The following is a 23757-nucleotide window of genomic DNA, read 5'->3' as shown; positions in this document are numbered from 1 at the left end:
GGGGCGGGGTTTGTGAGAGCAAAATACCTTATGCCGCTTCAGGTTTGCGGTGCTTCTCTGGCAGCTTTACCGGCTGAGTCGCCAGCTCTTCTGGTTCGAAATCATCCACGTTAATACTGCGCAGACGGCTCTCTTCGGCTTTCACCAGAATCGCAGCTTCGCTGTTGTCGATGATGCCACCCGCCAGCGCCTGTTTTGCCAGCTCATCCAGTCGTGTAAACGGCAGGTTTTTGCCCAGCTGTTTGCAGATCTTCTGGTGAATCGGGTCGGCGGCCATCACGTCAAGCAGCGCTTCTTCCAGCAAACCTACCGGGTTATGCGGGGTAGGTTCCAGGTATTGACCACGGCCAATACGGGAACGGGTTGCGCTTGGTACCTGGAGGATCTTCGCCACTTTATGATCCAGCTTGTCAGACGGTGCCAGATGGTGACGACCGGTCGGGAAGATCACCGCGCGCAGGGCGCCCGCCACGAAGCGGTTCGGGAAGTTTGCCAGCAGGTCGTCAATCGCCTGTTCCGCCTGATACATCGCATCCTGCACGCCCCAGTGCACCAGCGGCAGATCCGCTTCCTGACGGCCTTCATCGTCGTAGCGTTTCAGCACCGCAGAGGCCAGGAAGATCTGGCTCAGCACATCACCCAGACGGGCGGAGATGCGTTCGCGACGCTTCAGGCTTCCGCCCAGAACGGCCATGGAGACGTCAGACAGCAGCGCCAGGTTAGCGCTCAGACGGTTCAGGTGTTGGTAATAACGTTTGGTTGCATCGCGGGTCGGCGTCGCGCTGGTCAGCCCCCGCGTCAGGCCGAGCCAGAAGCTGCGAACTTCATTGCTGCCAACGTGGCCGATATGTTTGAACAGCAGCTTGTCGAAGGCATCCACGTCGTTATTCTGCGCGGCGGCCATCTCTTCCAGCACGTACGGATGGCAACGAATCGCCCCCTGGCCGAAGATCATCATGCTACGGGTCAGGATGTTTGCCCCTTCCACGGTGATGGCAATCGGTGCGCCCTGATAGCCGCGCGCCAGGAAGTTGCCTTCGCCAAGCATAATGCCTTTACCGCCTGCGATATCCATTGCATCAATAATTGACTGCTGTGCGCGGTGGGTACAGTGGTACTTCACAATCGCCGACAGCACGGCAGGTTTTTCGCCCAGCATAATACCGTAGGTAATCAGCGAGGCTGCGGCGTCCATCACGTAGGCATTGCCCGCAATGCGCGCCAGCGGCTCTTCGATACCTTCCATCTTGCCGATGGAGATTTTGAACTGACGGCGGATATGCGCGTAAGCCCCAATCCCCATCGCCACCGATTTCAGACCGCCGGTAGAGTTCGACGGCAGGGTAATGCCGCGGCCCACCGACAGACATTCCACCAGCATACGCCAGCCCTGACCGGCCATTTTCGGTCCACCGATGATGTAGTCAATCGGCACAAAGATATCCTGACCGCGAGTCGGGCCGTTCTGGAACGGTACGTTCAGCGGGAAATGACGACGACCAATTTCAACCCCCGGGGTCGAGGTTGGGATCAGCGCACAGGTAATGCCCAGATCTTCATCACCGCCCAGCAGGTTTTCCGGGTCAGAAAGTTTGAACGCCAGACCGAGTACGGTGGCGATAGGCGCCAGGGTGATATAACGTTTGTTCCAGGTCAGGCGCATGCCCAGCACCTGTTCGCCCTGCCATTCGCCCATGCAGACCACGCCAGTATCCGGGATCGCACCGGCATCAGAACCGGCTTCCGGGCTGGTCAGCGCGAAGCACGGAATTTCCTGACCACGCGCCAGACGCGGCAGATAGTGATCTTTCTGCTCTTCCGTACCGTAATGCTGTAACAGCTCGCCCGGGCCTAAGGAGTTTGGCACGCCAACGGTGATCGCCAGGATCCCGGAAACACCCGCCAGTTTTTGCAGGACGCGAGCCTGAGCGTAAGCGGAGAATTCCAGACCGCCGTACTCTTTCTTAATGATCATCGCGAAGAAGCGATGCTCTTTCAGATATGCCCACAGCTCAGGCGGCAGGTCGGCCATTTCGTGAGTGATGGCAAAATCGTTCGCCATGCGGCAGGCTTCTTCCACCGGGCCGTCAATAAAGGCTTGTTCTTCGGCGGTCAGACGCGGCTGCGGGTAGTTGTGCAGCTTTTTCCAGTCCGGGTTGCCCTGGAACAGATCGCCTTCCCACCAGGTCGTGCCCGCATCAATCGCTTCTTTCTCCGTGCGCGACATCGGCGGCATCACTTTACGGAATCCCTTGAACACCGGCGCGGAGATCATCGACTTACGCATCGGCGTCAGGTTAAACGGCAGCAAAATGATTGCCAGGGGAACAAGTACCCAGATATTCCACAGGCCAGCGACGCCAAGTGCAGCCGTCCAGGCCAGAAGAATCAGGCTACTCAGGAATAAACTGACACGGTGATAGAACAACACCCCGAGCAGCACAACGGTTGCGAAAATGCTCAAAATCATCATAAAGAAAAGCTCCCTTGCTTGTAGGAGGTCTGACCACTTGTAATGATATGGTTGTAGTTGATGTCATTTCCTTTAGCAATGTGTTTACAAAATAATTACAACCTGGTTCACATTGTTCGCGTTTTAGCCGGCACAAAAAATCAAAACGCCGGACGATTCGCATGGCTTTAGCTTCTCGCTTTTACTGCTATCCGGTACACTCCACTGTGTTATTTCATCAATACTGAAGGATTATCCTCATGTACCAGGATCTTATTCGTAACGAACTGAACGAAGCGGCGGAAACGCTGGCGAATTTTCTGAAAGATGATGCCAATATTCACGCTATTCAGCGCGCGGCGGTCCTGCTTGCCGACAGTTTCAAAGCCGGCGGTAAAGTGCTTTCCTGCGGTAACGGCGGTTCCCACTGTGACGCCATGCACTTCGCCGAAGAGCTGACCGGACGCTATCGCGAAAACCGTCCGGGCTACCCGGCGATTGCGATTTCCGACGTGAGCCACATCTCCTGTGTAGGCAACGACTTCGGTTACGACCATATCTTTTCCCGCTACGTTGAAGCCGTAGGCCGTGAAGGCGACGTGCTGCTGGGGATCTCCACGTCCGGTAACTCCGCTAACGTGATCAAAGCGATCGCCGCCGCGCGTGAGAAGGGCATGAAAGTGATCACCCTGACCGGGAAAGATGGCGGTAAGATGGACGGTACAGCGGACATTGAAATCCGTGTACCACACTTCGGTTATGCGGATCGCGTTCAGGAAATTCACATCAAAGTGATCCACATCCTGATCCAACTGATCGAAAAAGAGATGGTTAAGTAAGACTTCGCTGGGGGGCGCCGGTGCCCCCCGCTGTTGTGGAGGTGTTCTATGTGCGAACTGCTCGGGATGAGCGCCAATGTGCCAACCGATATCTGCTTTAGTTTCACCGGGCTGGTTCAGCGCGGTGGAGGAACCGGGCCGCATAAAGACGGCTGGGGCATTACCTTCTACGAAGGCAAAGGATGTCGCACGTTTAAAGATCCACAGCCCAGCTTTAACTCACCCATTGCCAGACTGGTGCAGGACTATCCTATTAAATCCTGTTCGGTGATCGCCCATATCCGCCAGGCCAATCGTGGCGAAGTGGCGCTGGAAAATACCCATCCGTTTACCCGTGAACTGTGGGGACGTAACTGGACCTATGCGCACAACGGGCAGCTCTCGGGCTATAAATCACTGGAAACCGGCAATTTTCGTCCTGTCGGTGAAACGGACAGCGAAAAAGCATTTTGCTGGCTGCTGCACAAGCTGACCGAGCGCTACCCCCGTACGCCCGGCAACATGACCGCAGTATTTAAGTACATAGCGTCACTGGCGTCTGAGTTACGCGAGAAGGGCGTGTTTAATATGCTGCTGTCTGACGGACGCTACGTGATGGCATTCTGCTCGACGAATCTGTTCTGGATCACCCGACGTGCGCCGTTTGGCGTCGCCACGCTGCTCGATCAGGATGTGGAAATTGATTTTCAGAAGGAGACCACACCGAACGATGTGGTCACTGTCATTGCAACGCAGCCGCTGACGGGCAACGAAACCTGGCAAAAGATCATGCCAGGCGAGTGGGCGCTATTTTGTCTCGGGGACCGCGTAATTTGACGCCAGCTGAGGCTGAACCACTTCATGGCTGAGCGGTTTACTCACCACGTAACGGCCATTGACGATGGACACCACCGGCGGCTTATGGGTCTGCTCGAAGTAGTCATAACCCGGTTTTAGCTGTTTCCAGAAATCTGTGTAAACAGAGTACTTATGGCGCGCCATGTTGGCATCCGTCATACGGAACGGATAGATGCTGACCTGAACATTCGGCTGGCCGAAGACCAGTGCGCCCGTGACAAACTGGAAGATTTCATCAATGCCGGAATCCGTCATCGCATAACAGCCGACAGACACGCAGGCGCCGTGGATCATCAGGTATTTCCCTTCGTAACCGTGCGCACGGTCGAAGGCATTGGGGAAACCGATGTTAATCGCTTTATAGAAGCGGCTGTCCGGTTTTAGCTGGTTACGCTGAACGTTGTAAAACCCTTCCGGACTTTTGAAGTCACCCTGGCGCTGTTTCGGCCCCAGTCCGCCAGAATAGTTACAGATTTTGTAGCTATCGAGCAGTTGATACGTCTCGCCCATTTTGACAAACAGATCGAGTGTGCGCTCTTCCTTGAAGATTTGAATATAAACCGGGGATCCCATCAACTGCTGTTTATACTCTTTGCTGACCGGCGTCGTTGAACTATTACTGCCAAGCAGCCCGGCAAACGACATGCACGGTATCAGAAGCATCGCAATGAACAATGCGATTTTACGCATACTACTGGTTCCTTGATAAAACAATGACCAACTTGCCAGAACGGCAAAAGACACCCGAAATCAGACTAATCTGGACAGGAGCGCTCACATTAGCACCGATGGAGATTTTCGCAAGAGCCAACCTTTGCGTTTACAAATTAGTTTTACTTTATAACCCATTCATATCGTCCTGACTCCAGGAACTTTGCGCAATAGCTCGCATTTCGGCGCGCCAGACGGCGGATTTACTGCCCCTGGCAGGGCCGAAAATGGTACACTCCGGCCTCTCTGGATTGTTGTTCATGGATACCTGCTAACCACATGTTTAGAATCAGAAAAGGACTCGATCTGCCAATCTCTGGCGTGCCTGAACAGCACGTAACGACCGGCGCCAGTATTCATCATGTCGCTATTGTGGGTGATGATTACGTGGGCATGCGCCCCGCGATGCTTGTACAGGAAGGCGATCGTGTAATAAAAGGCCAGGCACTCTTCGAGGATAAAAAAAATCCTGGCGTTATGTTTACAGCCCCTGCCAGCGGTACCGTCGTCGCAATCCATCGTGGTGAGCGTCGCGTCCTGCAGTCGGTTGTCATTCAAATTGAAGGCGATGAGAAACGCGAGTTTGCGCGTTTTGACGCCGCCGATCTCGCTACCCTCAGCCACGACGCGGTGCAGACGCAACTGCTGGAGTCAGGACTGTGGACGGCGCTTCGCACGCGTCCCTATAGCAAAACGCCCGTACCTGGCACTGTGCCAGCCGCTATCTTCGTTACGGCCATCGACACCAACCCGCTCAGCGCGGATCCGCAGCCTCTTATCCTGGCGGAACGCAAAGCTTTCGATGCCGGCCTCACCGTGTTAACGCGCCTGACGCCGGGCAAAGTGCATGTCTGCCAGGCCAGCGGCGGTAAGCTGGGCGGGCATCCTCAAGGGCAGGTCGCCTTTAATGAATTTGCCGGCCCGCATCCGGCCGGACTGGTGGGAACGCATATTCATTTCCTGGAGCCGGTAAGCCTGACGAAACAGGTCTGGCATCTTAATTATCAGGACGTGATCGCTATCGGTAAGCTCTTCACCAGGGGTGAGCTGTGCGCAGAACGCATTATTGCCATCGGCGGCCCTCAGGCAACCCAACCGCGTCTGGTTCGCACGCTGCTTGGGGCAGACCTGACGGCGCTGTTGGCTGGCGAAACGAAAGAGGGTGAGAACCGCATTATTTCCGGCTCGGTGCTGAGCGGCAGACACGCGACAGGCCCGATGGCCTGGCTGGGTCGTTTCCATCTTCAGGTGAGCGTGGTGCTTGAAGGGCGCGAGAAAGAGCTGTTCGGCTGGGTGCTGCCTGGCGCAGAAAAATACTCGGTAACCCGTACCACGCTCGGCCACTTTTTGCGTCGTAAGCTGTTTAACTTCTCCACCAGCACCAACGGCGGTGAGCGCGCCATGGTCCCGATTGGCAACTACGAACGCGTGATGCCGCTGGATATTCTGCCCACTGTGCTGCTGCGCGATCTGCTGGCCGGCGATACCGACGGTGCCCAGGCGCTGGGCTGTCTGGAGCTGGACGAAGAAGATCTGGCGCTGTGTACCTATGTGTGTCCAGGTAAATACGAATATGGACCCGTATTGCGCGAGGTGTTAACCCGCATTGAGCAGGAAGGATAACCATGGGCTTAAAACACCTCTTTGAAAAAATTGAGCCGCACTTTACCGAAGGGAAGCTCAAAAAGTACTACCCGCTGTATGAAGCGACAACGACCATTTTCTACACGCCGGGTCTGGTGACGAAAGGCGCGGCGCACGTTCGCGACGCCATCGACCTCAAGCGAATGATGATTCTGGTCTGGTTTGCGGTCTTCCCGGCCATGTTCTGGGGGATGTATAACGTTGGGTTGCAGACTATTCCGGCGCTGCACCATATGTACGATGCAGAGCAGCTGGCGCAGGTGATTCAGTCTGACTGGCACTATCGTCTGGCGCAGTCGCTGGGGGTGAGCTTTGCGGCAGATGCAGGCTGGATCAGCATGATGACGCTGGGCGCTGTCTTCTTTCTCCCCATCTATATGACTGTCTTTATTGTGGGCGGTTTCTGGGAGGTTCTGTTCGCTATTATTCGCAAACATGAGATAAACGAAGGCTTCTTTGTTACCTCTATTCTGTTTGCGCTGATTGTTCCGCCAACGCTGCCGCTCTGGCAGGCGGCGATGGGGATCAGCTTTGGCGTGGTGATTGCCAAGGAGATCTTCGGCGGGACCGGACGCAACTTCCTCAACCCGGCACTGGCAGGGCGCGCGTTCCTGTTCTTTGCTTATCCGGCGCAAATCTCGGGCGACCTGGTGTGGACGGCAGCAGACGGATTCTCCGGCGCAACGCCACTTTCACAGTGGGCGGCTGGCGGCGGCGAAACGCTGGTTAACAATGCAACCGGACAGCCTGTCACCTGGTTTGATGCGTTTATTGGCAATATTCCAGGCTCCATCGGTGAAGTGTCTACCCTGATGATTTTGATCGGCGGAGCCATCATCCTCTTTGGCCGCGTGGCGTCCTGGCGCATTGTCGCTGGCGTCATGCTTGGGATGGTCCTCACCGCCACGCTTTTCAATTTCATTGGTTCAGACACTAACCCGATGTTCTCCATGCCGTGGTACTGGCACCTCGTGCTGGGAGGCTTTGCGTTTGGCATGATGTTCATGGCCACCGATCCCGTCTCGGCTTCGTTTACCGACAGAGGAAAATGGTGCTACGGCGCGCTCATTGGGGTGATGTGTGTACTGATTCGCGTGGTCAACCCGGCCTATCCGGAAGGGATGATGTTGGCCATTCTGTTTGCCAATCTGTTTGCGCCGCTGTTCGACTACCTGGTCGTGCGCGCCAACATTAAGCGGAGGAAGGCGCGTGGCTGAGATCAAAAATAACGACAGTATCAGCAAAACGCTGCTGGTGGTGCTGGTACTGTGTCTGGTCTGTTCCATTGTCGTGGCCGGTTCTGCCGTTGGGTTGAAACCGCTACAGCAGGAGCAACGTGCGCTGGATAAACAGCGTAACATCCTTGCCGTTGCCGGGCTGATGCAGGAAGGCATGACGAAGGATGACGTCGCAGCGGTGTTTGCCGAACGCATTACCGCACGGCTGGTGGATTTAAAAACCGGGGAGTTAATGGATAAAGACCCGGCGAAATATAACCAGGCGCTGGCGCTAAAAGATCCGCAGATGAGCACCATGCTTGACGCCTCGCAGGATCCGGCAGGCATTAAGCGCCGCAGCAATGTCGCGGAGATTTACCTCGTCCGCGACGAGCAAAAGCGCATCCAGGAAATCGTGTTGCCCATCTATGGCAACGGTTTATGGTCAATGATGTACGCCTTTGTGGCGCTGGATACCGATGGCCGTACGGTCAAAGGCATTACATATTACGATCAGGGCGAAACACCAGGGCTGGGGGGCGAAGTTGAGAACCCTAACTGGCGGGCACAGTTTGTCGGTAAAAAAGTGCTCGATGACAACGGCCAGCCTGCGCTGAAGGTGGTGAAAGGAGGAGCGCGTCCCGGTGATGAATTTGCCGTTGATGGCCTTTCCGGCGCTACGCTCACCTCTAATGGGGTGCAGCACAGCTTTGATTTCTGGATGGGTGAACTGGGCTTTGGTCCCTTCCTGAAGAATGTACGTGAAGGAGCGCTGAACAATGGCTGATACGGGTGAACTGAAAGAAGTTAAAAAGGTGCTGATTGGCCCACTTTTAGCCAATAACCCGATAACGCTTCAGGTGCTGGGCGTATGCTCGGCTCTGGCGGTAACCACCAAGCTGGAAACGGCGGTGGTCATGACGCTGGCGGTAACGCTGGTGACAGCGTTTTCCAGCATGTTTATCTCAATGATCCGCCACCACATACCCAACAGCGTGAGGATCATTGTCCAGATGGCGATCATCGCCTCGCTGGTGATCGTGGTTGATCAGCTTCTGCGCGCCTTCGCTTATGAAACCTCGAAGCAGCTTTCGGTGTTTGTCGGCCTGATTATCACCAACTGTATCGTGATGGGGCGCGCTGAAGCCTATGCGATGAAAATGCCGCCACTGGCGAGCTTTATGGACGGTATCGGCAACGGGCTGGGTTATGGCGTGATCCTGTTGACGGTTGGTTTCCTGCGCGAACTTATTGGCAGCGGCAAACTGTTTGGCATTCCGGTGCTGGATACGGTACAGAACGGCGGCTGGTATCTGCCGAACGGCCTGTTCCTGCTGGCACCAAGCGCATTTTTCATTATCGGTTTGCTGATCTGGCTGATTCGTACGCTGAAGCCTGAACAGCAGGAAAAGGAGTAACCGACGATGGCTCATTACCTGAGTTTATTTGTGCGCGCGGTGTTTGTTGAAAACATGGCGCTCGCTTTCTTCCTGGGCATGTGTACGTTCCTTGCTGTTTCTAAGAAGGTATCGACGGCATTCGGTCTGGGTGTGGCGGTCACTGTTGTGCTGGGGCTTTCCGTTCCGATTAACAACCTGGTGTTCAACTTCGTGCTTCGCGATGGCGCGCTGGTGGAGGGCGTTGATCTTAGCTTCCTGAACTTCATCACCTTTATCGGGGTGATTGCGGCGCTTGTTCAGATCCTGGAGATGATCCTCGATAAATACTTCCCGTCGCTGTACAACGCACTGGGGATCTTCCTGCCGCTAATCGCGGTGAACTGCGCCATTTTCGGCGGCGTCTCATTTATGGTTCAGCGCGATTACAACTTCAGTGAATCGGTTGTGTATGGTTTCGGTTCCGGTATCGGCTGGATGCTGGCGATTGTCACCATGGCGGGGATCCGTGAAAAAATGAAATATGCCAACGTACCTGCGGGGCTTCGTGGCTTAGGGATCACCTTTATCACCACCGGCCTGATGGCGTTGGGCTTTATGTCCTTCTCCGGTGTGCAGCTATAAGGGCTAAAAGATGGAAATTATTCTTGGCGTGGTGATGTTCACGCTGATAGTACTGGTGCTGTCAGGGCTGATCCTGGCAGCGCGTGCGAAGCTGGTGAATTCCGGGGATGTGATCATTGATATCAATGACGATCCGCAGAATCAGATCCGTACCCCGGCAGGGGATAAGCTGCTTAACACGCTCTCCGGCAACGGGATTTTTGTCTCGTCTGCCTGTGGCGGCGGTGGCTCCTGTGGACAGTGCCGTGTGACGGTGAAAGAGGGAGGCGGTGATATTCTGCCAACAGAACTGTCGCATATCACGAAGCGTGAAGCGAAAGAGGGCTGCCGTCTGGCGTGTCAGGTCGCTGTGCGCCAGAACATGAAGATTGAGCTGCCGGAGGAGATCTTCGGCGTGAAAAAATGGGAGTGCGAAGTTATCTCTAACGATAATAAAGCCACGTTCATTAAAGAGCTCAAGCTGCGCGTTCCTGAAGGGGAGAGCGTCCCGTTCCGTGCGGGTGGGTATATCCAGATTGATTGTCCGGCACACACCGTGGCGTATGCTGACTTCGACGTGCCCGAGGAGTACCGGGCCGACTGGGATAAATTTAACCTCTTCCGCTTTGTTTCCGAAGTAAAAGAGCCCGCGCTTCGCGCTTATTCCATGGCTAACTATCCGGAAGAGAAGGGCATTATTATGCTCAACGTGCGTATCGCCACGCCGCCGCCGAATGTGCCTGATGCCCCCCCTGGCGTCATGTCGTCCTATATCTGGTCCCTCAAGCCTGGTGACAAAGTGACGATTTCCGGCCCGTTCGGCGAATTCTTTGCCAAAGACACCGACGCGGAAATGGTCTTTATCGGCGGCGGTGCGGGTATGGCGCCGATGCGTTCGCATATCTTTGACCAGCTCAAACGCCTTGGCAGCAAGCGCAAGATCAGCTTCTGGTACGGGGCGCGTTCACTGCGCGAAATGTTCTATGACGATGAGTTTGAACAACTGGCACGTGATAACCCTAACTTTACCTTCCATGTGGCGTTATCCGATCCGCAGCCGGAAGATAACTGGACAGGTTATACGGGCTTCATCCACAACGTGCTGTATGAAAATTACCTCAAACAGCACCCGGCACCGGAAGATTGCGAGTTTTATATGTGTGGCCCGCCAATGATGAACGCTGCCGTGATTAAGATGCTAAAAGATCTTGGCGTGGAAGATGAGAACATCATGCTCGATGATTTCGGAGGCTGATTATGCTGACCTTTCTGGCGACCTTTGCGGTGTTTGTACTGGTGATATTCGGGATGTCCTTAGGTTGGATCATCAAGCGTAAAAGCATCCAGGGCAGCTGTGGAGGTATATCTTCCATCGGAATGGAAAAAGTGTGCGATTGTCCGGAACCGTGCGATGCGCGAAAAAAACGGATGGCTCGCGAGCAGCAACGCATTATTTAGTTTTGTATGTCGGGTAAGGCAACGCCGCCACCCGACAATTCCCACGCATACTTCTCAACCCTCATTTGTTTACTGTATACTTATCCAGTAATGAGTGAGGGCTTACTATGCGCAAAATAATCCATGTCGATATGGACTGCTTTTTTGCCGCAGTGGAGATGCGTGACAACCCGGCGCTGCGGGATATTCCCATCGCCATTGGCGGCAGCCGGGTTCAGCGCGGTGTCATCAGCACCGCCAACTATCCTGCTCGCAAATACGGTGTGCGCAGCGCCATGCCGACAGCGATGGCGCTAAAACTGTGCCCGCATCTCACTCTTTTGCCCGGACGTTTTGATGCCTATAAAGAAGCATCGAACCACATTCGGGAGATCTTCTCCCGCTACACCTCTCTGATTGAACCGTTATCGCTGGATGAAGCCTATCTGGATGTCACCCACAGCGTGCACTGCCACGGCTCCGCCACCCTGATGGCGCAGGAGATCCGCCAGACTATTTTTAACGAGCTGAACCTGACGGCATCGGCAGGCGTCGCGCCGATAAAATTTCTCGCCAAAATCGCCTCCGATTTAAATAAGCCCAACGGCCAGTACGTCATCACCCCGGAAGAGGTTCCGGCGTTTTTAAAGACGCTGCCGCTCAGCAAAATCCCCGGCGTGGGCAAAGTCTCCGCCGCGAAGCTGGAAAGTATGGGGCTACGCACCTGTGAAGACGTTCAGCGCAGCGATCTGGCGCTGCTGCTTAAGCGTTTTGGTAAGTTTGGCCGCGTACTGTGGGAACGCAGTCAGGGCATTGATGATCGGGATGTGAACAACGAACGGCTGCGTAAATCGGTCGGCGTTGAACGCACGCTGAGCGAAGATATCCATGACTGGACAGAGTGTGAAACCATTATTACGGAACAACTCTATCCTGAGCTTGAACGACGCTTACTGAAGGTCAAACCAGATCTGCTTATTGCCCGGCAGGGCATCAAACTGAAATTTAACGATTTTCAGCAGACGACGCAGGAGCACGTCTGGCCACGCCTCAACAAAGAGGATCTTATTGCGACGGCAAAAAAGGCATGGGAAGAGCGGCGGGGCGGACGAGGGGTAAGGCTGGTGGGGCTGCACGTCACCTTGCTGGATCCGCAGCTGGAGCGTCAGCTGGTGCTGGGACTGTAGATTAGGCTAATCGTATGCCCGGTAAGCGAAGCGCCACCGGGCATCAAACGGCTTATTACTTAACAGGGATTGCTTTCAGCAGCTCAGTCAGCAGCGTCCAGTAGTGACCGACGCTTTCAATGTGAACCTGCTCATCCGGGGAGTGTGGCCCCGTGATGGTCGGCCCGATGGAGACCATGTCCATATCCGGATACGGTTTCTTGAACAGACCACATTCCAGACCCGCATGAATAACCTGAATGTTCGGGGTGCTGTTGAACAGTCTCTGATAAGTTTCACGCACCAGTGCCATGACCGGAGAACTTGCATCCGGCTGCCAGCCAGGGTAGCTGCCTTTTGCAGACGTTTTCGCGCCCGCCAGGGTACCCAGAGATTCCAGCATGCTCACAACGTACTCTTTACCGCTGTCGATCAGGGAACGGATCAGGCAAATGATCTCTGCGCTGTCGTCGCCCATGGTCACTACGCCCACGTTCAGGGAGGTTTCAACCACGCCTTTTGCGACGTCAGAATTGCGGATCACGCCGTTTGGCGTTGCGTTCAGCAACTGGACGAACGTGTCACGAGACTGAGTGGTCAGTGCGGCTTTATCCGTTGTAACGGACTCCAGTACCACCGTCAGGTTTTTCTCTTTCTCAGACAGCTCGTTTTTCAGGATATCCAGATACAGGCTGGAGAGGTTTTTCAGCTCATCCGCTTTCGCCGCAGGCACCGCCACGGTCGCGAAGGCTTCGCGAGGGATCGCGTTACGCAGAGTGCCGCCGTTGAAGTCCACCAGACGCAGATCCAGTTCAGCGGCATGGCCCGCCAGGAAACGCGCCAGCAGTTTGTTGGCGTTGCCCAGGCCCAGGTGGATATCGCCGCCGGAGTGACCGCCTTTCAGCCCTTTCAGCGTCAGCTTAAAGGTCTCGAAACCGGCAGGAATCGCTTCGCGGGACAGCTGCAGGGTAGAGATGAAATCGATCCCGCCCGCGCAGCCCATGTAGATCTCACCTTCTTCTTCGGAGTCGGTGTTGATCAGAATGTCCGCTTGCAGCCAGTTTGCCTGGAGACCGAACGCGCCATCCATGCCCGCTTCTTCAGTCATGGTCAGCAGCACTTCCAGCGGACCGTGTTCAACGCTGTCGTCAGCCAGCACGGCCAGCGCGGAAGCCATACCAATACCGTTATCTGCGCCCAGGGTCGTGCCGCGCGCCTTCACCCACTCACCGTCGATGTACGGCTGAATCGGGTCTTTTGTGAAGTCGTGAACGGTGTCGTTGTTTTTCTGCGGAACCATGTCCAGGTGCGCCTGCAATACCACTGGCTTACGGTTTTCCATACCTGCGGTGGCAGGTTTGCGGATGAGAATATTGCCAACCTGGTCGCGCTCAGCGTGCAGACCTTTTTCCTTTGCCCAGCCCATAATATGTTCGGCAAGCTGTTCTTCGTGATAGGAAGGGTGCGGAATGGAGCAGATTTTGGCAAAAATATCCCACAGCGGCTGTGGAGATAATTGAGACAGTTCAGACACGATAGGTCTCCTTGTCGTTTCGCTGCAAAACAATGTTGCAGGTCACTGGGTTAGCAGGTTAATCGTTACCACAAGACGGGCTTGCGAGATGCATCTGAGAATACCACTTTCTCCCGTGGCTGGTAGCATTAAGCATGTAAAAACTCAGGCTCATGGCGCGTAACACTGGTTTTTAGTGCGTCAGATCTCTATAATCTCGCGCAACCTGGTTCACCCTCATTTTTTTAAGCCGTATATAAACAGGCTGGGACACTTCACATGAGCGAAAAATACGTCGTCACCTGGGACATGTTGCAGATTCACGCACGCAAACTGGCTGCGCGTCTGATGCCTTCCGAACAGTGGAAAGGCATTATTGCCGTCAGCCGTGGCGGTCTGGTACCGGGGGCGCTGCTGGCACGTGAGCTGGGTATTCGTCATGTCGATACCGTATGTATCTCCAGCTATGACCACGATAACCAGCGTGAGCTGAAAGTGCTGAAGCGCGCGGAAGGCGACGGTGAAGGCTTTATCGTTATCGACGATCTGGTGGACACCGGCGGTACCGCTGTGGCTATCCGCGAAATGTATCCAAAAGCGCACTTCGTCACTATCTTCGCGAAACCAGCGGGTCGTCCCCTGGTTGATGATTACGTCATTGATATCCCGCAGGATACCTGGATTGAACAGCCATGGGATATGGGCGTGGTCTTCGTACCGCCTATTTCTGGCCGTTAATTTCAGTACGTAACTTTACACGCCCGGTTATGCCGGGCGTTGTTCTTTTTGGCCTGCCACGCGTTACAATGGTCTCCAAGTGATGTATCCATGGAGGCAACGCAATGGCGCAGGCGAATCTCACCGAAACTCTTTTCAAACCCCGTTTCAAGCACCCTGAAACCTCGACGCTGGTGCGTCGTTTTAATCCGGGGACGATGCCTGCTGTTCAGTCAGCGCTAGATGGTAAAAACGTGCCCCACTGGTACCGCATGATTAATCGCCTGATGTGGATCTGGCGCGGTATCGATCCACGTGAAATCCTCGACGTGCAGGCGCGTATCGTGATGAGCGAGTCTGAGCGCACCGACAGCGATCTCTACGACACGGTGGTGGGCTACCGTGGTGGGAACTGGATCTACGAATGGTCAAAGCAGGCCATGCTCTGGCAGCAAAAAGCGAGCCAGGAAGAAGATGCCACTCTCAGCGGCAAACACTGGCTGCATGCGGCAAACCTTTACAGCATCGCTGCATACCCGCATCTGAAAGGAGACGAACTGGCGGAGCAGGCCCAGGCGCTGGCAAACCGGGCTTATGAAGAGGCCGCCCAGCGGCTGCCTGGCCGGATGCGTGAAATTGAGTTCGCCATTCCCGGCGGTAGCCCGGTGACTGGATTCCTGCATATGCCGGAGGGGGAAGGCCCGTTCCCGACGGTTCTGATGTGCGGCGGCCTGGATTCGTTACAAATTGATTATTACAGCCTGTATGAGCGCTACTTTGCCCCAAACGGGATCGCCATGCTGACGCTCGATATGCCATCAATTGGTTTTTCATCCAAATGGAAACTTACGCAAGACTCCAGCCTGCTGCACCAGCATGCATTAAAAGCGCTGGAGAATATCCCCTGGGTTGACCATACCCGGGTAGGTGCGTTTGGCTTCCGCTTTGGCGCTAACGTCGCGGTACGGCTGGCCTACCTTGAATCTTCCCGCCTGAAGGCCGTCGCCTGTCTTGGCCCGGTAGTGCATGCACTGTTAAGCGATCCTGCGCGTCAGGGTAGCGTTCCTGAAATGTATCTGGACGTGCTGGCGAGCCGACTTGGCATGCATGATGCTTCAGATGAAGCGTTACGCATTGAACTTAATCGGTATTCATTAAAAACGCAGGGCTTGCTGGGCCGCCGTTGCCCAACCCCGATGATGTCCGGTTTCTGGAAGAACGATCCATTTAGCCCGGAAGAGGAGTCACGCTTAATCACCTCGTCATCTTCGGATGGCAAATTGCTGGAGGTACCCTTCAGCCCGGTGTACCAGAATTTTGACAAAGCGCTTAAAGAGATCACACGCTGGATCACGCAGAGATTGTGTTAATAGTTTGCTAAATTTCGTTGGTTTGGTAAAACAGTGCTTCACAAAAGGAGATCGCAATGACGTTACCGAGTGGACACCCGAAAAGTAGACTGATTAAGAAGTTCATGGCTCTTGGCCCGTATATTCGAGAAGAGCAGTGTGAAGAGAATCGCTTTTTTTTCGACTGCCTGGCTGTTTGCGTCAACGTGAAGCCTGCACCCGAAAAACGTGAGTTCTGGGGCTGGTGGATGGAAATGGAAGCACAGGAAAACCGTTTTACCTATAGCTATCAGTTTGGCCTGTTTAATAAAGACGGGCACTGGCAGGCGACGAGCATCAAAGATCAGGAAGTGATCGATCGCCTGGAGCATACGCTAAAAGAATTTCACAGCAGAGCTCGCGACCTGCTGGCAACGCTGGATCTGAAGCTGGAGCCTGCGGACGATTTTTCCAGCGAAGCGGTGAAACTGAGAGCCTGATGATGTCACAGCGCCGGGTGGCGGCTACGCCTTACCCGGCCTAAAAACGTATTACTCCCCAGGTCCGGTAAGCACAGCGTCACCGGGCACAAAAAAACCGGCTCAGCGCCGGTTTTTTTATTACCACAACATCAGAACTGGTAGGTCATGCCCAGCGCAACGATATCATCGCTGCTTACGCCCAGTTTATTATCGTCATCGATCTGGTTGATTTTATAATCAACAAACGCAGACATGTTTTTGTTGAAATAATAGGTTGCACCTACATCGATGTATTTCACGATATCTTCATCGCCAATGCCTTCGATATCTTTGCCTTTAGACTGGACGTAACCCAGAGATGGGCGCAGACCAAAGTCAAACTGATATTGCGCAACCACTTCGAAGTTTTGCGCTTTATTTGCAAAGCCACCGGAAATAGGGGCCATATTGCGGGTTTCAGAATAGAGAGTGGCCAGATATATATCGTTGGCATCATATTTCAGACCGGTCGCCCAGCCTTCTGCTTTTTTACCTTCGCCGCGTGCCTGAAGGTTTTGCTCATTGGTGCGATCGGAGTTGGCATACGCACCAATCACAGAGAAATCGCTGCCGCCAAAGTCATAGCTCAGGGAGGTACCGAAGCCGTCGCCGTTTTGCTTCTTCACGTCGCGGTTTTCATTTTTACCCTGGTATTGCAGGGTCATATTAAGACCGTCAACCATGCCAAAGAAATCGGTATTACGGTATGTAGCCAGACCGGAAGCGCGTTTCGTCATGAAGTTATCGGTCTGCGCCAGGCCGTCACCGCCGAACTCCGGGAACATATCGGTGTATGCGGCGACGTCATACAGCGCACCCAGATTACGACCGTAATCAAAAGAACCAAAATCTTTCAGTTTAATACCCGCAAATGCCAGGCGCGTTTTTTGAGAAGAGTCGCTTTCTGCTTTGTTACCCGCGAACTCTGCTTCCCAACGTCCGTAGCCCGTCAGCTGATCGTTAATCTGCGTTTCACCCTTAAAGCCAAAACGAACGTAAGTCTGGTCACCATCCTTCGCGTCATCATCACTGAGGTAGTGCATTGCTTTTACTTTGCCGTACACGTCCAGTTTATTACCGTTTTTATTATAAACTTCTGCTGCGTGAACAGATGTGGATGCAACTACGCCCATTACCACTAATGCCAGAGTGCTCTTTTTCATTTTCAATCCTGATTTTATAAAAACGCGCTAATATTCGCTGAGCAGTAAGATTCAACTTATTACCCCGTGAAAAACAGGAAGGGTTTTATCGTTAGTGGGTGAACGTTTTATGACAAAGTAAGAATATGTCTAAAAAAGTATGTTTTAATTTTTCGGTAATAAAATTGTCAAAATCTGCCGCTACGCTTCCTGATCCCGCGCAACAAAGTGACGGGTGATGTGCTAAGGCAGTTGGCAACGGGGCTGACACCTGTTAAAACGTCTGACTGACATCATTTTCCCTTATTGTTGAACGGCAGAGAATCATGAGTGACAGCCAGACGCTGGTGGTAAAACTCGGTACCAGTGTGTTAACAGGCGGATCACGCCGCCTTAATCGTGCCCATATCGTTGAGCTTGTACGTCAGTGCGCTCAGTTGCATGCCGCAGGGCATCGTATTGTGATTGTGACCTCCGGGGCGATTGCCGCCGGGCGTGAACACCTGGGCTACCCCGAACTCCCCGCGACGATCGCCTCCAAACAGCTGCTGGCCGCCGTAGGACAAAGCCGACTCATACAGCTCTGGGAACAACTGTTCTCCATTTATGGCATTCACGTCGGGCAGATGCTGCTGACGCGTGCGGATATGGAAGACAGAGAACGTTTCCTGAACGCCCGCGATACGCTGCGCGCGCTGCTGGATAACCATATCGTTCCGGTCATCAACGAAAACGACGCTGTTGCCACCGCTGAAATCAAAGTAGGCGACAACGATAACCTCTCTGCGCTGGCGGCGATCCTGGCAGGGGCCGATAAGCTGCTGCTTCTGACCGATCAGCAGGGGCTGTTTACCGCTGACCCGCGTTCCAATCCACAGGCAGAACTGATCAAAGACGTTCACGGCATTGACGATGCGCTGCGTGCCATTGCGGGAGACAGCGTTTCTGGTCTTGGGACAGGCGGTATGGGCACCAAGCTCCAGGCCGCGGACGTGGCGTGCCGTGCCGGTATCGACACCATCATTGCCGCGGGCAGCCGTCCGGGCGTGATAGGTGATGTGATGGAAGGCATCTCTGTGGGCACACGCTTCCACGCCCAGGCGTCCCCGCTGGAAAACCGCAAACGCTGGATCTTTGGCGCGCCCCCGGCTGGTGAATTGACCGTGGATGAAGGCGCGACCGCCGCTATTCTGGAAAGAGGAAGCTCGTTGCTTCCAAAAGGAATTAAAAGCGTGACAGGCAACTTCTCGCGTGGTGAAGTGATCCGAATCCGTAACCTTGAAGGTCGCGACATCGCTCATGGCGTAAGCCGTTATAACAGCGACGCGCTGCGTCGGATTGCTGGCCACCATTCCCAGCAGATCGACGCCATCCTGGGCTATGAATATGGCCCGGTTGCCGTGCATCGCGACGACATGATTATTCGTTAAGGAGCCAGAACATGCTGGAACAAATGGGCGCAGCCGCGAAAGCCGCCTCGTATAAACTGGCGCTCCTTTCCAGCCGCGAGAAAAACCGCGTGCTGGAAAAAATCGCTGATTATCTGGAATCCCAGTCGCAGGAAATTTTGCTCGCCAACGAGCAGGATCTGCTGGAAGCGCGTCGCAACGGCTTGAGCGAAGCGATGCTCGACCGTCTGGCATTGACCCCGGCGCGTCTGAAAGGTATCGCCGATGACGTCCGTCAGGTGTGCAACCTCGCCGACCCGGTAGGGCAGGTGATTGACGGTGGGGTGCTCGACAGCGGGTTACGCCTTGAGCGTCGTCGTGTGCCACTCGGCGTCATCGGTGTGATTTACGAAGCGCGTCCAAACGTGACGGTGGATGTTGCCTCCCTGTGCCTGAAAACCGGTAACGCCGCTATCCTGCGTGGCGGGAAAGAGACCTGGCGCACCAACGCCGCGACGGTAAACGTCATTCAGCAGGCGCTGGAAGAGTGCGGCTTACCGGCGGCTGCCGTGCAGGCGATTGAAAGCCCCGACCGCGCGCTGGTCAACGAGATGCTGCGCATGGACAAACACATCGACATGCTCATCCCACGCGGCGGCGCGGGCCTGCACAAGCTGTGCCGTGAGCATTCCACCATTCCGGTCATTACCGGCGGTATCGGCGTATGCCATATCGTGGTGGATGACACCGCGGAGATCGAACCTGCGCTGAAGATTATCGTCAACGCTAAAACTCAGCGTCCAAGCACCTGCAATACGGTGGAAACGCTGCTGGTGCATCAGGGCATCGCCAGTACCTTCCTGCCAGCGCTGAGCAAGCAGATGGCGGAAAGTGGCGTTACGCTGCATGCGGACGAGAAGGCTCTCGCCCTGCTGAAAGACGGTCCGGCGAAGGTCGTTCCGGTTAACGCGGAGCAGTACGACGATGAGTATTTGTCGCTGGATCTGAACGTGAAGGTAGTTGCGGATCTCGATGATGCTATTGCGCACATTCGTGAACACGGAACCCAGCATTCTGATGCGATCCTGACGCGCACCCTGCGCAATGCCGATCGTTTTGTGAATGAAGTGGATTCGTCTGCGGTTTACGTGAATGCCTCGACGCGCTTCACCGATGGCGGCCAGTTTGGTCTGGGTGCAGAGGTGGCTGTGAGCACTCAGAAGCTGCATGCCCGCGGTCCGATGGGGCTGGAAGCACTGACCACCTACAAGTGGATCGGCTTCGGTGATGATACCATTCGTGCGTAAATAATCGCGGGTGATGCAAAAATAGCCGTTTGATTCAAAAGGGCATTGACGCATCACCCGGTTAGATCTACTCTTTTGCCCCGTGGTTACGCTCGTAACCGGCCTTTCAGGGCCGATATAGCTCAGTTGGTAGAGCAGCGCATTCGTAATGCGAAGGTCGTAGGTTCGACTCCTATTATCGGCACCATCTCAACTTCCCCAAATGTCCGTATTCATCCATAAATACCCTGATTTATAACGATTTTACCGCTTTTTAGTCCATCGTTGTCCGTGACCATCCTGTAGAATCCGATAAAGAATGTGTATAGGATTGTGTATATGTTCCTGTTCGGTCTTGGATTCCTATACACATGCCTTTAAACGATATGCAGATTCGCCGCGCTAAGCCTGAAGATAAACCCTATACGCTGGGGGATGGGCAAGGCTTGTCATTGCTTATAGAACCTAATGGAAGCAAGAGCTGGCGGTTCCGCTATCGCTATGCCGGTAAACCCAAGATGATCTCGCTAGGCGTTTACCCAACGATCACTCTTGCCGATGCTCGTTCCCGTCGTGATGAAGCTCGAAAACTTGTGGCAGAAGGAAAGAACCCTAGTGATGTTCGAAAAGAGCAAAAGCTGGCTCTGCAAGCAGAGTCAGAGAACGCCTTCGAAAAGATAGCCAGAGAGTGGCATCATCTTAAATCTGCTAAATGGTCAGCGGGATATGCATCAGACATCATGGAAGCGTTTAAGAACGACATTTTCCCTTATGTCGGAACAAGGCCGGTGGGAGAGATTAAACCGCTAGAGCTGCTGAACGTACTGCGTAAAATTGAGAAACGTGGTGCGTTGGAGAAAATGCGCAAAGTGCGGCAGCGCTGCTCCGAAGTGTTTCGCTACGCAATTGCAACGGGTAGGGCGGAGTACAATCCTGCGGCTGATCTCTCCAGCGCTCTCGAAGTACACCAATCCAATCATTTCCCATTCCTAAAAGCTGATGAGATACCTGATTTTCTGTGCGCATTAGAGGGTTACTCCGGAAGTAAGCTTGTCCAGATTGCAACGAAATTACTGATGATTACGGGCGTGAGAACCATAGAATTACGCGCGGCATTATGGCAAGAATTTGATCTGGATAACGCTATTTGGGAAATTCCTGCTGAAAGGATGAAAATGCGCAGGCCGCATCTTGTGCCATTGTCGATCCAAGCGTTAGATTTACTCTATGAACTCAAGATAATGACAGGAAACTATCGTTATGTTTTTCCAGGACGGAACGATCCGAACAAGCCTATGAGTGAGGCTAGTATCAACCAAGTGATTAAACGAATTGGATTCGGGGGGAAAGTCACTGGGCACGGTTTTCGACATACTCTTTCAACAATCCTTCATGAGCAAGGCTTTGATAGTGCTTGGATTGAACTCCAGTTGGCTCATGTGGATAAAAATAACATTCGAGGAACTTATAACCATGCAAATTATATTTCGAATCGAAAGTGCATGATGCAATGGTACAGCGATGAAATTTTACACTAAGGCTTAAATAAAATGAATAAACTAAGCATGCTAATGAATGGGATCCTAAATACTTATGATAATGAGTATTTTGTAATTATAGGTAAGAATGGAGAAGGTAAAAGTCAATTGTTATTGGATGTTATTAAAACAGTTTCTGCTTCTGATCTTCATTTCAAAAATTTAATTTCTGTTTCTACAAGTGCATTTGATCGTTTTCCACTGAATGTAAGATCCCCTAAGAAATATGAACCAATGACCTATACATATGTGGGTGTTAGAGGTGGTTCAAGTAGTAATGTTCTATCATTGATGAGTTCCGTTTCAACAGGTTTTATATCGAAATACGTTTCATCCCCTAGAGATTTGCATAGATTCAGTATAGTGTTAGAAGAAATTGGGTTTTCAACCAATTTCGAGTATGTGTATAAATTAATTGTTAATCCAAGTAATTTATATCGACAAAATATGCTAATCGAAGATGATTACTATATAGTTGATGGAGATAAAAGGATAAGGTTAGATTGTAATGAAGAAGAATTTGAGGAAATTATGCGTTTCCTTCAATATGTTAAAGGTATTTGTGATAAAAATAATAACTTTAGATTGTCAGTGAACCCAATGAGTGATTACCTTAAAGATAATAACTCAATGGGAAATATAGATTTTTTCCACTACATATTTAAGATGATCTCTCTTGGGATTGTTAAATTAATTGATCTAAGAATGGAGAAATACTCTAAAGGAGTCATCTCATTACGAAGAGCAAGTTCCGGGGAACAATGTATATTGCTTTCATTGTTGGGCATTGCTGCAAATATAACCGATAATTCAATCATATTGATTGATGAGCCTGAAATTAGTTTGCATCCAGAATGGCAACAACGTTATATCAATTTGTTAATGAATACATTTGAAGGGTTCTATAATTGTAAGTTTATAATCGCTACACACTCCCCTTTGGTGATATCAAATTTAAAGTCTTCAAATTGCTATATTTTACCTATGGCTGATTCTGAGATAATAAATGCTAAAGATTATAATAATCGTTCTTCTGATTATCAACTAGCAGAGCTATTTGAATTTCCAGGCTTCCAAAATGAATATATTTTAAGAACAGCAATAAATTTGTTTGCTAAAATCCGAGCCAATAAATCATTCGATAAAGATGATGAAAAAACATTAAGTAGACTTTCTGGCTTTAAATACAATCTAGAAGAAACAGATCCAAATTACGATTTAATTAATGCCTTGGAAAACATGAAGGTGGTGTATGGCTGATATTAATGAGGTGTATTCTTATACTGATGAACAGCTCGCAGCCATTGAATCTATCAAAGCGGAGGATGGATTTTCGCATTTATATTGGTCTCACGATGATTTTACGAATATTAAAAGTGAAATAAGAGAGTTCTATCGAATCCAACAAGGAGGGCTTTGTGCTTTTTGTAAAAACCCATTATCTTTACAAGCCGCAGCCAATTGCACTGTTGAACATATAATTCCTAAATCAAAAAAAATCGATTATATGTATACGCCAAAAAATCTTTGCGTAATTTGTGCTGACTGCAACGAAATAAAAAGAGCGCAGGAAGTGGTTAATGAAGAACATGAGGTTTTAAATAATCCCGAAATAGCCATGTATCCACGTTCGAGTGGCGCGTTTATCATAGTTCATCCACATTTTGATAATTGGCATGAACATATTCACAAAGTCGGCGCGAGAATATATATAGATAAAACTTTAAAGGGTATCAATACAATGAGGATTTGTAAGTTAAACCGATTTTTCCATCGGCTTGGCGTATCGGATGAGTATGTTAATGATGGGGAGTTAACTGCATTAATGAGTGAGTATGTAGAGTCAAATAATTTTATTAGGAAGGCAGGTATAATTAACAGGATTAGAGAGATTCTCATTGCGTGAGATTTATTTGTTAATCGCTGAATGCGCGCAATGCTCTCCCCGCCACGCCTGCCCGCTTAAGGGGGCGCTTTTAATGCAGGTGCATGACCGGCCTCAGGGTGCGCCAGTGCTGGCG

The 23757-nt window shown here is 52.3% G+C and carries 22 protein-coding genes and 1 tRNA gene; 19 read left to right on the top strand and 4 right to left on the bottom strand.

Annotated features, from left to right (window positions below):
- Positions 1–28: 28 nt before the first annotated feature.
- Entirely contained in the window at positions 29–2473 is a 2445-nt protein-coding gene (gene fadE / locus AC4OVS_RS17900) for an acyl-CoA dehydrogenase FadE (protein WP_108368054.1), read from the bottom strand.
- Positions 2474–2712: 239 nt separating this feature from the next.
- Here fadE and lpcA point away from each other — a divergent pair, with 239 nt between their 5' ends.
- Positions 2713–3291: a D-sedoheptulose 7-phosphate isomerase gene (gene lpcA / locus AC4OVS_RS17895; RefSeq protein ID WP_003863232.1), complete on the top strand. Its 579-nt coding sequence runs from the start codon at positions 2713–2715 to the stop codon at positions 3289–3291.
- Positions 3292–3339: 48 nt separating this feature from the next.
- Positions 3340–4107, top strand: coding sequence for a class II glutamine amidotransferase (locus AC4OVS_RS17890; RefSeq protein ID WP_017383120.1), 768 nt, complete (start codon positions 3340–3342; stop codon positions 4105–4107).
- On the opposite strand, the gene dpaA is transcribed toward AC4OVS_RS17890, so the two are convergent.
- Positions 4078–4818 (bottom strand): peptidoglycan meso-diaminopimelic acid protein amidase, encoded by a 741-nt coding sequence (gene dpaA / locus AC4OVS_RS17885; RefSeq protein WP_006810008.1) that lies wholly within the window; start codon positions 4816–4818, stop codon positions 4078–4080. The two genes, AC4OVS_RS17890 and dpaA, sit on opposite strands and share 30 nt — an antisense overlap.
- A 300-nt stretch (positions 4819–5118) precedes the next feature.
- On the opposite strand from dpaA, the gene AC4OVS_RS17880 reads away from it, so the two are divergent.
- The 8 genes from AC4OVS_RS17880 (at position 5119) to dinB (ending at position 12324) form a co-directional block, all read left to right on the top strand.
- Positions 5119–6462, top strand: a complete 1344-nt coding sequence (locus tag AC4OVS_RS17880; protein ID WP_063149355.1) for a Na(+)-translocating NADH-quinone reductase subunit A — start codon at positions 5119–5121, stop codon at positions 6460–6462.
- Positions 6463–6464: 2 nt separating this feature from the next.
- The gene (locus AC4OVS_RS17875; protein ID WP_022647143.1) at positions 6465–7700 is read left to right on the top strand and encodes an NADH:ubiquinone reductase (Na(+)-transporting) subunit B; all 1236 of its coding nucleotides are present in this window, start codon (positions 6465–6467) and stop codon (positions 7698–7700) included.
- Positions 7693–8487 carry a Na(+)-translocating NADH-quinone reductase subunit C gene (locus AC4OVS_RS17870; RefSeq protein ID WP_022647144.1) on the top strand — a complete coding sequence of 265 codons (795 nt, stop codon included), beginning with the start codon at positions 7693–7695 and terminating at the stop codon, positions 8485–8487. The genes AC4OVS_RS17875 and AC4OVS_RS17870 overlap by 8 nt, the downstream gene beginning before the upstream one ends.
- Positions 8480–9118, top strand: a complete 639-nt coding sequence (locus AC4OVS_RS17865) for an NADH:ubiquinone reductase (Na(+)-transporting) subunit D (protein ID WP_003863219.1) — start codon at positions 8480–8482, stop codon at positions 9116–9118. The genes AC4OVS_RS17870 and AC4OVS_RS17865 overlap by 8 nt, the downstream gene beginning before the upstream one ends.
- A 6-nt stretch (positions 9119–9124) precedes the next feature.
- Complete coding sequence (gene nqrE, locus AC4OVS_RS17860) at positions 9125–9721, top strand: NADH:ubiquinone reductase (Na(+)-transporting) subunit E (protein WP_003863217.1); 597 nt, start codon at positions 9125–9127, stop codon at positions 9719–9721.
- A 10-nt stretch (positions 9722–9731) separates the two neighbouring features.
- Positions 9732–10955, top strand: a complete 1224-nt coding sequence (gene nqrF, locus AC4OVS_RS17855) for an NADH:ubiquinone reductase (Na(+)-transporting) subunit F (RefSeq protein ID WP_015571374.1) — start codon at positions 9732–9734, stop codon at positions 10953–10955.
- A 2-nt stretch (positions 10956–10957) separates the two neighbouring features.
- On the top strand, positions 10958–11158 hold the full coding sequence (gene nqrM / locus AC4OVS_RS17850) for a (Na+)-NQR maturation NqrM (protein ID WP_003863212.1): 201 nt from the start codon (positions 10958–10960) through the stop codon (positions 11156–11158).
- Between the two features lie 107 nt (positions 11159–11265).
- Complete coding sequence (gene dinB, locus AC4OVS_RS17845) at positions 11266–12324, top strand: DNA polymerase IV (protein ID WP_023299391.1); 1059 nt, start codon at positions 11266–11268, stop codon at positions 12322–12324.
- Positions 12325–12379: 55 nt separating this feature from the next.
- On the opposite strand, the gene pepD is transcribed toward dinB, so the two are convergent.
- Positions 12380–13837, bottom strand: coding sequence for a cytosol nonspecific dipeptidase (gene pepD / locus AC4OVS_RS17840; RefSeq protein ID WP_126490720.1), 1458 nt, complete (start codon positions 13835–13837; stop codon positions 12380–12382).
- 258 nt (positions 13838–14095) lie between these two features.
- Between pepD and gpt the strand changes: the two genes are divergently transcribed.
- From gpt to crl, 3 genes are all read left to right on the top strand, one after another.
- Positions 14096–14554 (top strand): xanthine phosphoribosyltransferase, encoded by a 459-nt coding sequence (gpt, locus tag AC4OVS_RS17835; RefSeq protein WP_003863205.1) that lies wholly within the window; start codon positions 14096–14098, stop codon positions 14552–14554.
- A gap of 104 nt (positions 14555–14658) precedes the next feature.
- Positions 14659–15903 (top strand): esterase FrsA, encoded by a 1245-nt coding sequence (frsA, locus tag AC4OVS_RS17830; RefSeq protein ID WP_038415404.1) that lies wholly within the window; start codon positions 14659–14661, stop codon positions 15901–15903.
- 56 nt (positions 15904–15959) lie between these two features.
- A complete protein-coding gene (crl, locus tag AC4OVS_RS17825) occupies positions 15960–16361 on the top strand; it encodes a sigma factor-binding protein Crl (RefSeq protein WP_193543381.1) in 402 nt (133 codons plus the stop codon).
- A gap of 131 nt (positions 16362–16492) precedes the next feature.
- Here the strand turns inward: crl and phoE are convergent, their stop codons facing one another.
- Entirely contained in the window at positions 16493–17545 is a 1053-nt protein-coding gene (gene phoE / locus AC4OVS_RS17820; RefSeq protein ID WP_063151178.1) for a phosphoporin PhoE, read from the bottom strand.
- A gap of 305 nt (positions 17546–17850) precedes the next feature.
- Between phoE and proB the strand changes: the two genes are divergently transcribed.
- The 6 genes from proB to AC4OVS_RS17790 all read left to right on the top strand — a co-directional run bounded on the left by proB (position 17851) and on the right by AC4OVS_RS17790 (position 23642).
- Positions 17851–18954, top strand: a complete 1104-nt coding sequence (proB, locus tag AC4OVS_RS17815; protein WP_015571369.1) for a glutamate 5-kinase — start codon at positions 17851–17853, stop codon at positions 18952–18954.
- A gap of 11 nt (positions 18955–18965) precedes the next feature.
- A complete protein-coding gene (gene proA, locus AC4OVS_RS17810) occupies positions 18966–20219 on the top strand; it encodes a glutamate-5-semialdehyde dehydrogenase (protein ID WP_022647151.1) in 1254 nt (417 codons plus the stop codon).
- A 111-nt stretch (positions 20220–20330) separates the two neighbouring features.
- A tRNA-Thr gene (locus tag AC4OVS_RS17805) sits at positions 20331–20406 on the top strand.
- 163 nt (positions 20407–20569) lie between these two features.
- Entirely contained in the window at positions 20570–21736 is a 1167-nt protein-coding gene (locus tag AC4OVS_RS17800) for a tyrosine-type recombinase/integrase (protein WP_491922605.1), read from the top strand.
- Positions 21737–21748: 12 nt separating this feature from the next.
- The gene (locus AC4OVS_RS17795; protein WP_462824826.1) at positions 21749–22996 is read left to right on the top strand and encodes an AAA family ATPase; all 1248 of its coding nucleotides are present in this window, start codon (positions 21749–21751) and stop codon (positions 22994–22996) included.
- Complete coding sequence (locus tag AC4OVS_RS17790) at positions 22989–23642, top strand: HNH endonuclease (RefSeq protein WP_097703525.1); 654 nt, start codon at positions 22989–22991, stop codon at positions 23640–23642. Before AC4OVS_RS17795 ends, AC4OVS_RS17790 begins: the two co-directional genes overlap by 8 nt.
- Positions 23643–23757: the final 115 nt, after the last annotated feature.

The organism is Enterobacter sp. 4974935, assembly GCF_058661735.1.
Note: the sequence above shows the minus strand (reverse complement) of the source record. Positions and strands in the feature narration are given on the sequence as shown.

Excerpts from the sequence above, each read along its gene's own strand:
- nqrF (WP_015571374.1), top strand. The coding sequence starts at position 9,732 with ATGGAAATTATTCTTGGCGTGGTGATGTTCACGCTGATAGTACTGGTG.
- dpaA (WP_006810008.1), bottom strand. The coding sequence starts at position 4,818 with ATGCGTAAAATCGCATTGTTCATTGCGATGCTTCTGATACCGTGCATG.
- AC4OVS_RS17890 (WP_017383120.1), top strand. The coding sequence starts at position 3,340 with ATGTGCGAACTGCTCGGGATGAGCGCCAATGTGCCAACCGATATCTGC.
- fadE (WP_108368054.1), bottom strand. The coding sequence starts at position 2,473 with ATGATGATTTTGAGCATTTTCGCAACCGTTGTGCTGCTCGGGGTGTTG.
- AC4OVS_RS17865 (WP_003863219.1), top strand. The coding sequence starts at position 8,480 with ATGGCTGATACGGGTGAACTGAAAGAAGTTAAAAAGGTGCTGATTGGC.
- AC4OVS_RS17790 (WP_097703525.1), top strand. The coding sequence starts at position 22,989 with ATGGCTGATATTAATGAGGTGTATTCTTATACTGATGAACAGCTCGCA.
- gpt (WP_003863205.1), top strand. The coding sequence starts at position 14,096 with ATGAGCGAAAAATACGTCGTCACCTGGGACATGTTGCAGATTCACGCA.
- crl (WP_193543381.1), top strand. The coding sequence starts at position 15,960 with ATGACGTTACCGAGTGGACACCCGAAAAGTAGACTGATTAAGAAGTTC.
- proA (WP_022647151.1), top strand. The coding sequence starts at position 18,966 with ATGCTGGAACAAATGGGCGCAGCCGCGAAAGCCGCCTCGTATAAACTG.
- nqrE (WP_003863217.1), top strand. The coding sequence starts at position 9,125 with ATGGCTCATTACCTGAGTTTATTTGTGCGCGCGGTGTTTGTTGAAAAC.
- AC4OVS_RS17800 (WP_491922605.1), top strand. The coding sequence starts at position 20,570 with ATGCCTTTAAACGATATGCAGATTCGCCGCGCTAAGCCTGAAGATAAA.
- phoE (WP_063151178.1), bottom strand. The coding sequence starts at position 17,545 with ATGAAAAAGAGCACTCTGGCATTAGTGGTAATGGGCGTAGTTGCATCC.
- proB (WP_015571369.1), top strand. The coding sequence starts at position 17,851 with ATGAGTGACAGCCAGACGCTGGTGGTAAAACTCGGTACCAGTGTGTTA.
- dinB (WP_023299391.1), top strand. The coding sequence starts at position 11,266 with ATGCGCAAAATAATCCATGTCGATATGGACTGCTTTTTTGCCGCAGTG.
- AC4OVS_RS17795 (WP_462824826.1), top strand. The coding sequence starts at position 21,749 with ATGAATAAACTAAGCATGCTAATGAATGGGATCCTAAATACTTATGAT.
- AC4OVS_RS17875 (WP_022647143.1), top strand. The coding sequence starts at position 6,465 with ATGGGCTTAAAACACCTCTTTGAAAAAATTGAGCCGCACTTTACCGAA.
- frsA (WP_038415404.1), top strand. The coding sequence starts at position 14,659 with ATGGCGCAGGCGAATCTCACCGAAACTCTTTTCAAACCCCGTTTCAAG.
- AC4OVS_RS17880 (WP_063149355.1), top strand. The coding sequence starts at position 5,119 with ATGTTTAGAATCAGAAAAGGACTCGATCTGCCAATCTCTGGCGTGCCT.
- nqrM (WP_003863212.1), top strand. The coding sequence starts at position 10,958 with ATGCTGACCTTTCTGGCGACCTTTGCGGTGTTTGTACTGGTGATATTC.
- lpcA (WP_003863232.1), top strand. The coding sequence starts at position 2,713 with ATGTACCAGGATCTTATTCGTAACGAACTGAACGAAGCGGCGGAAACG.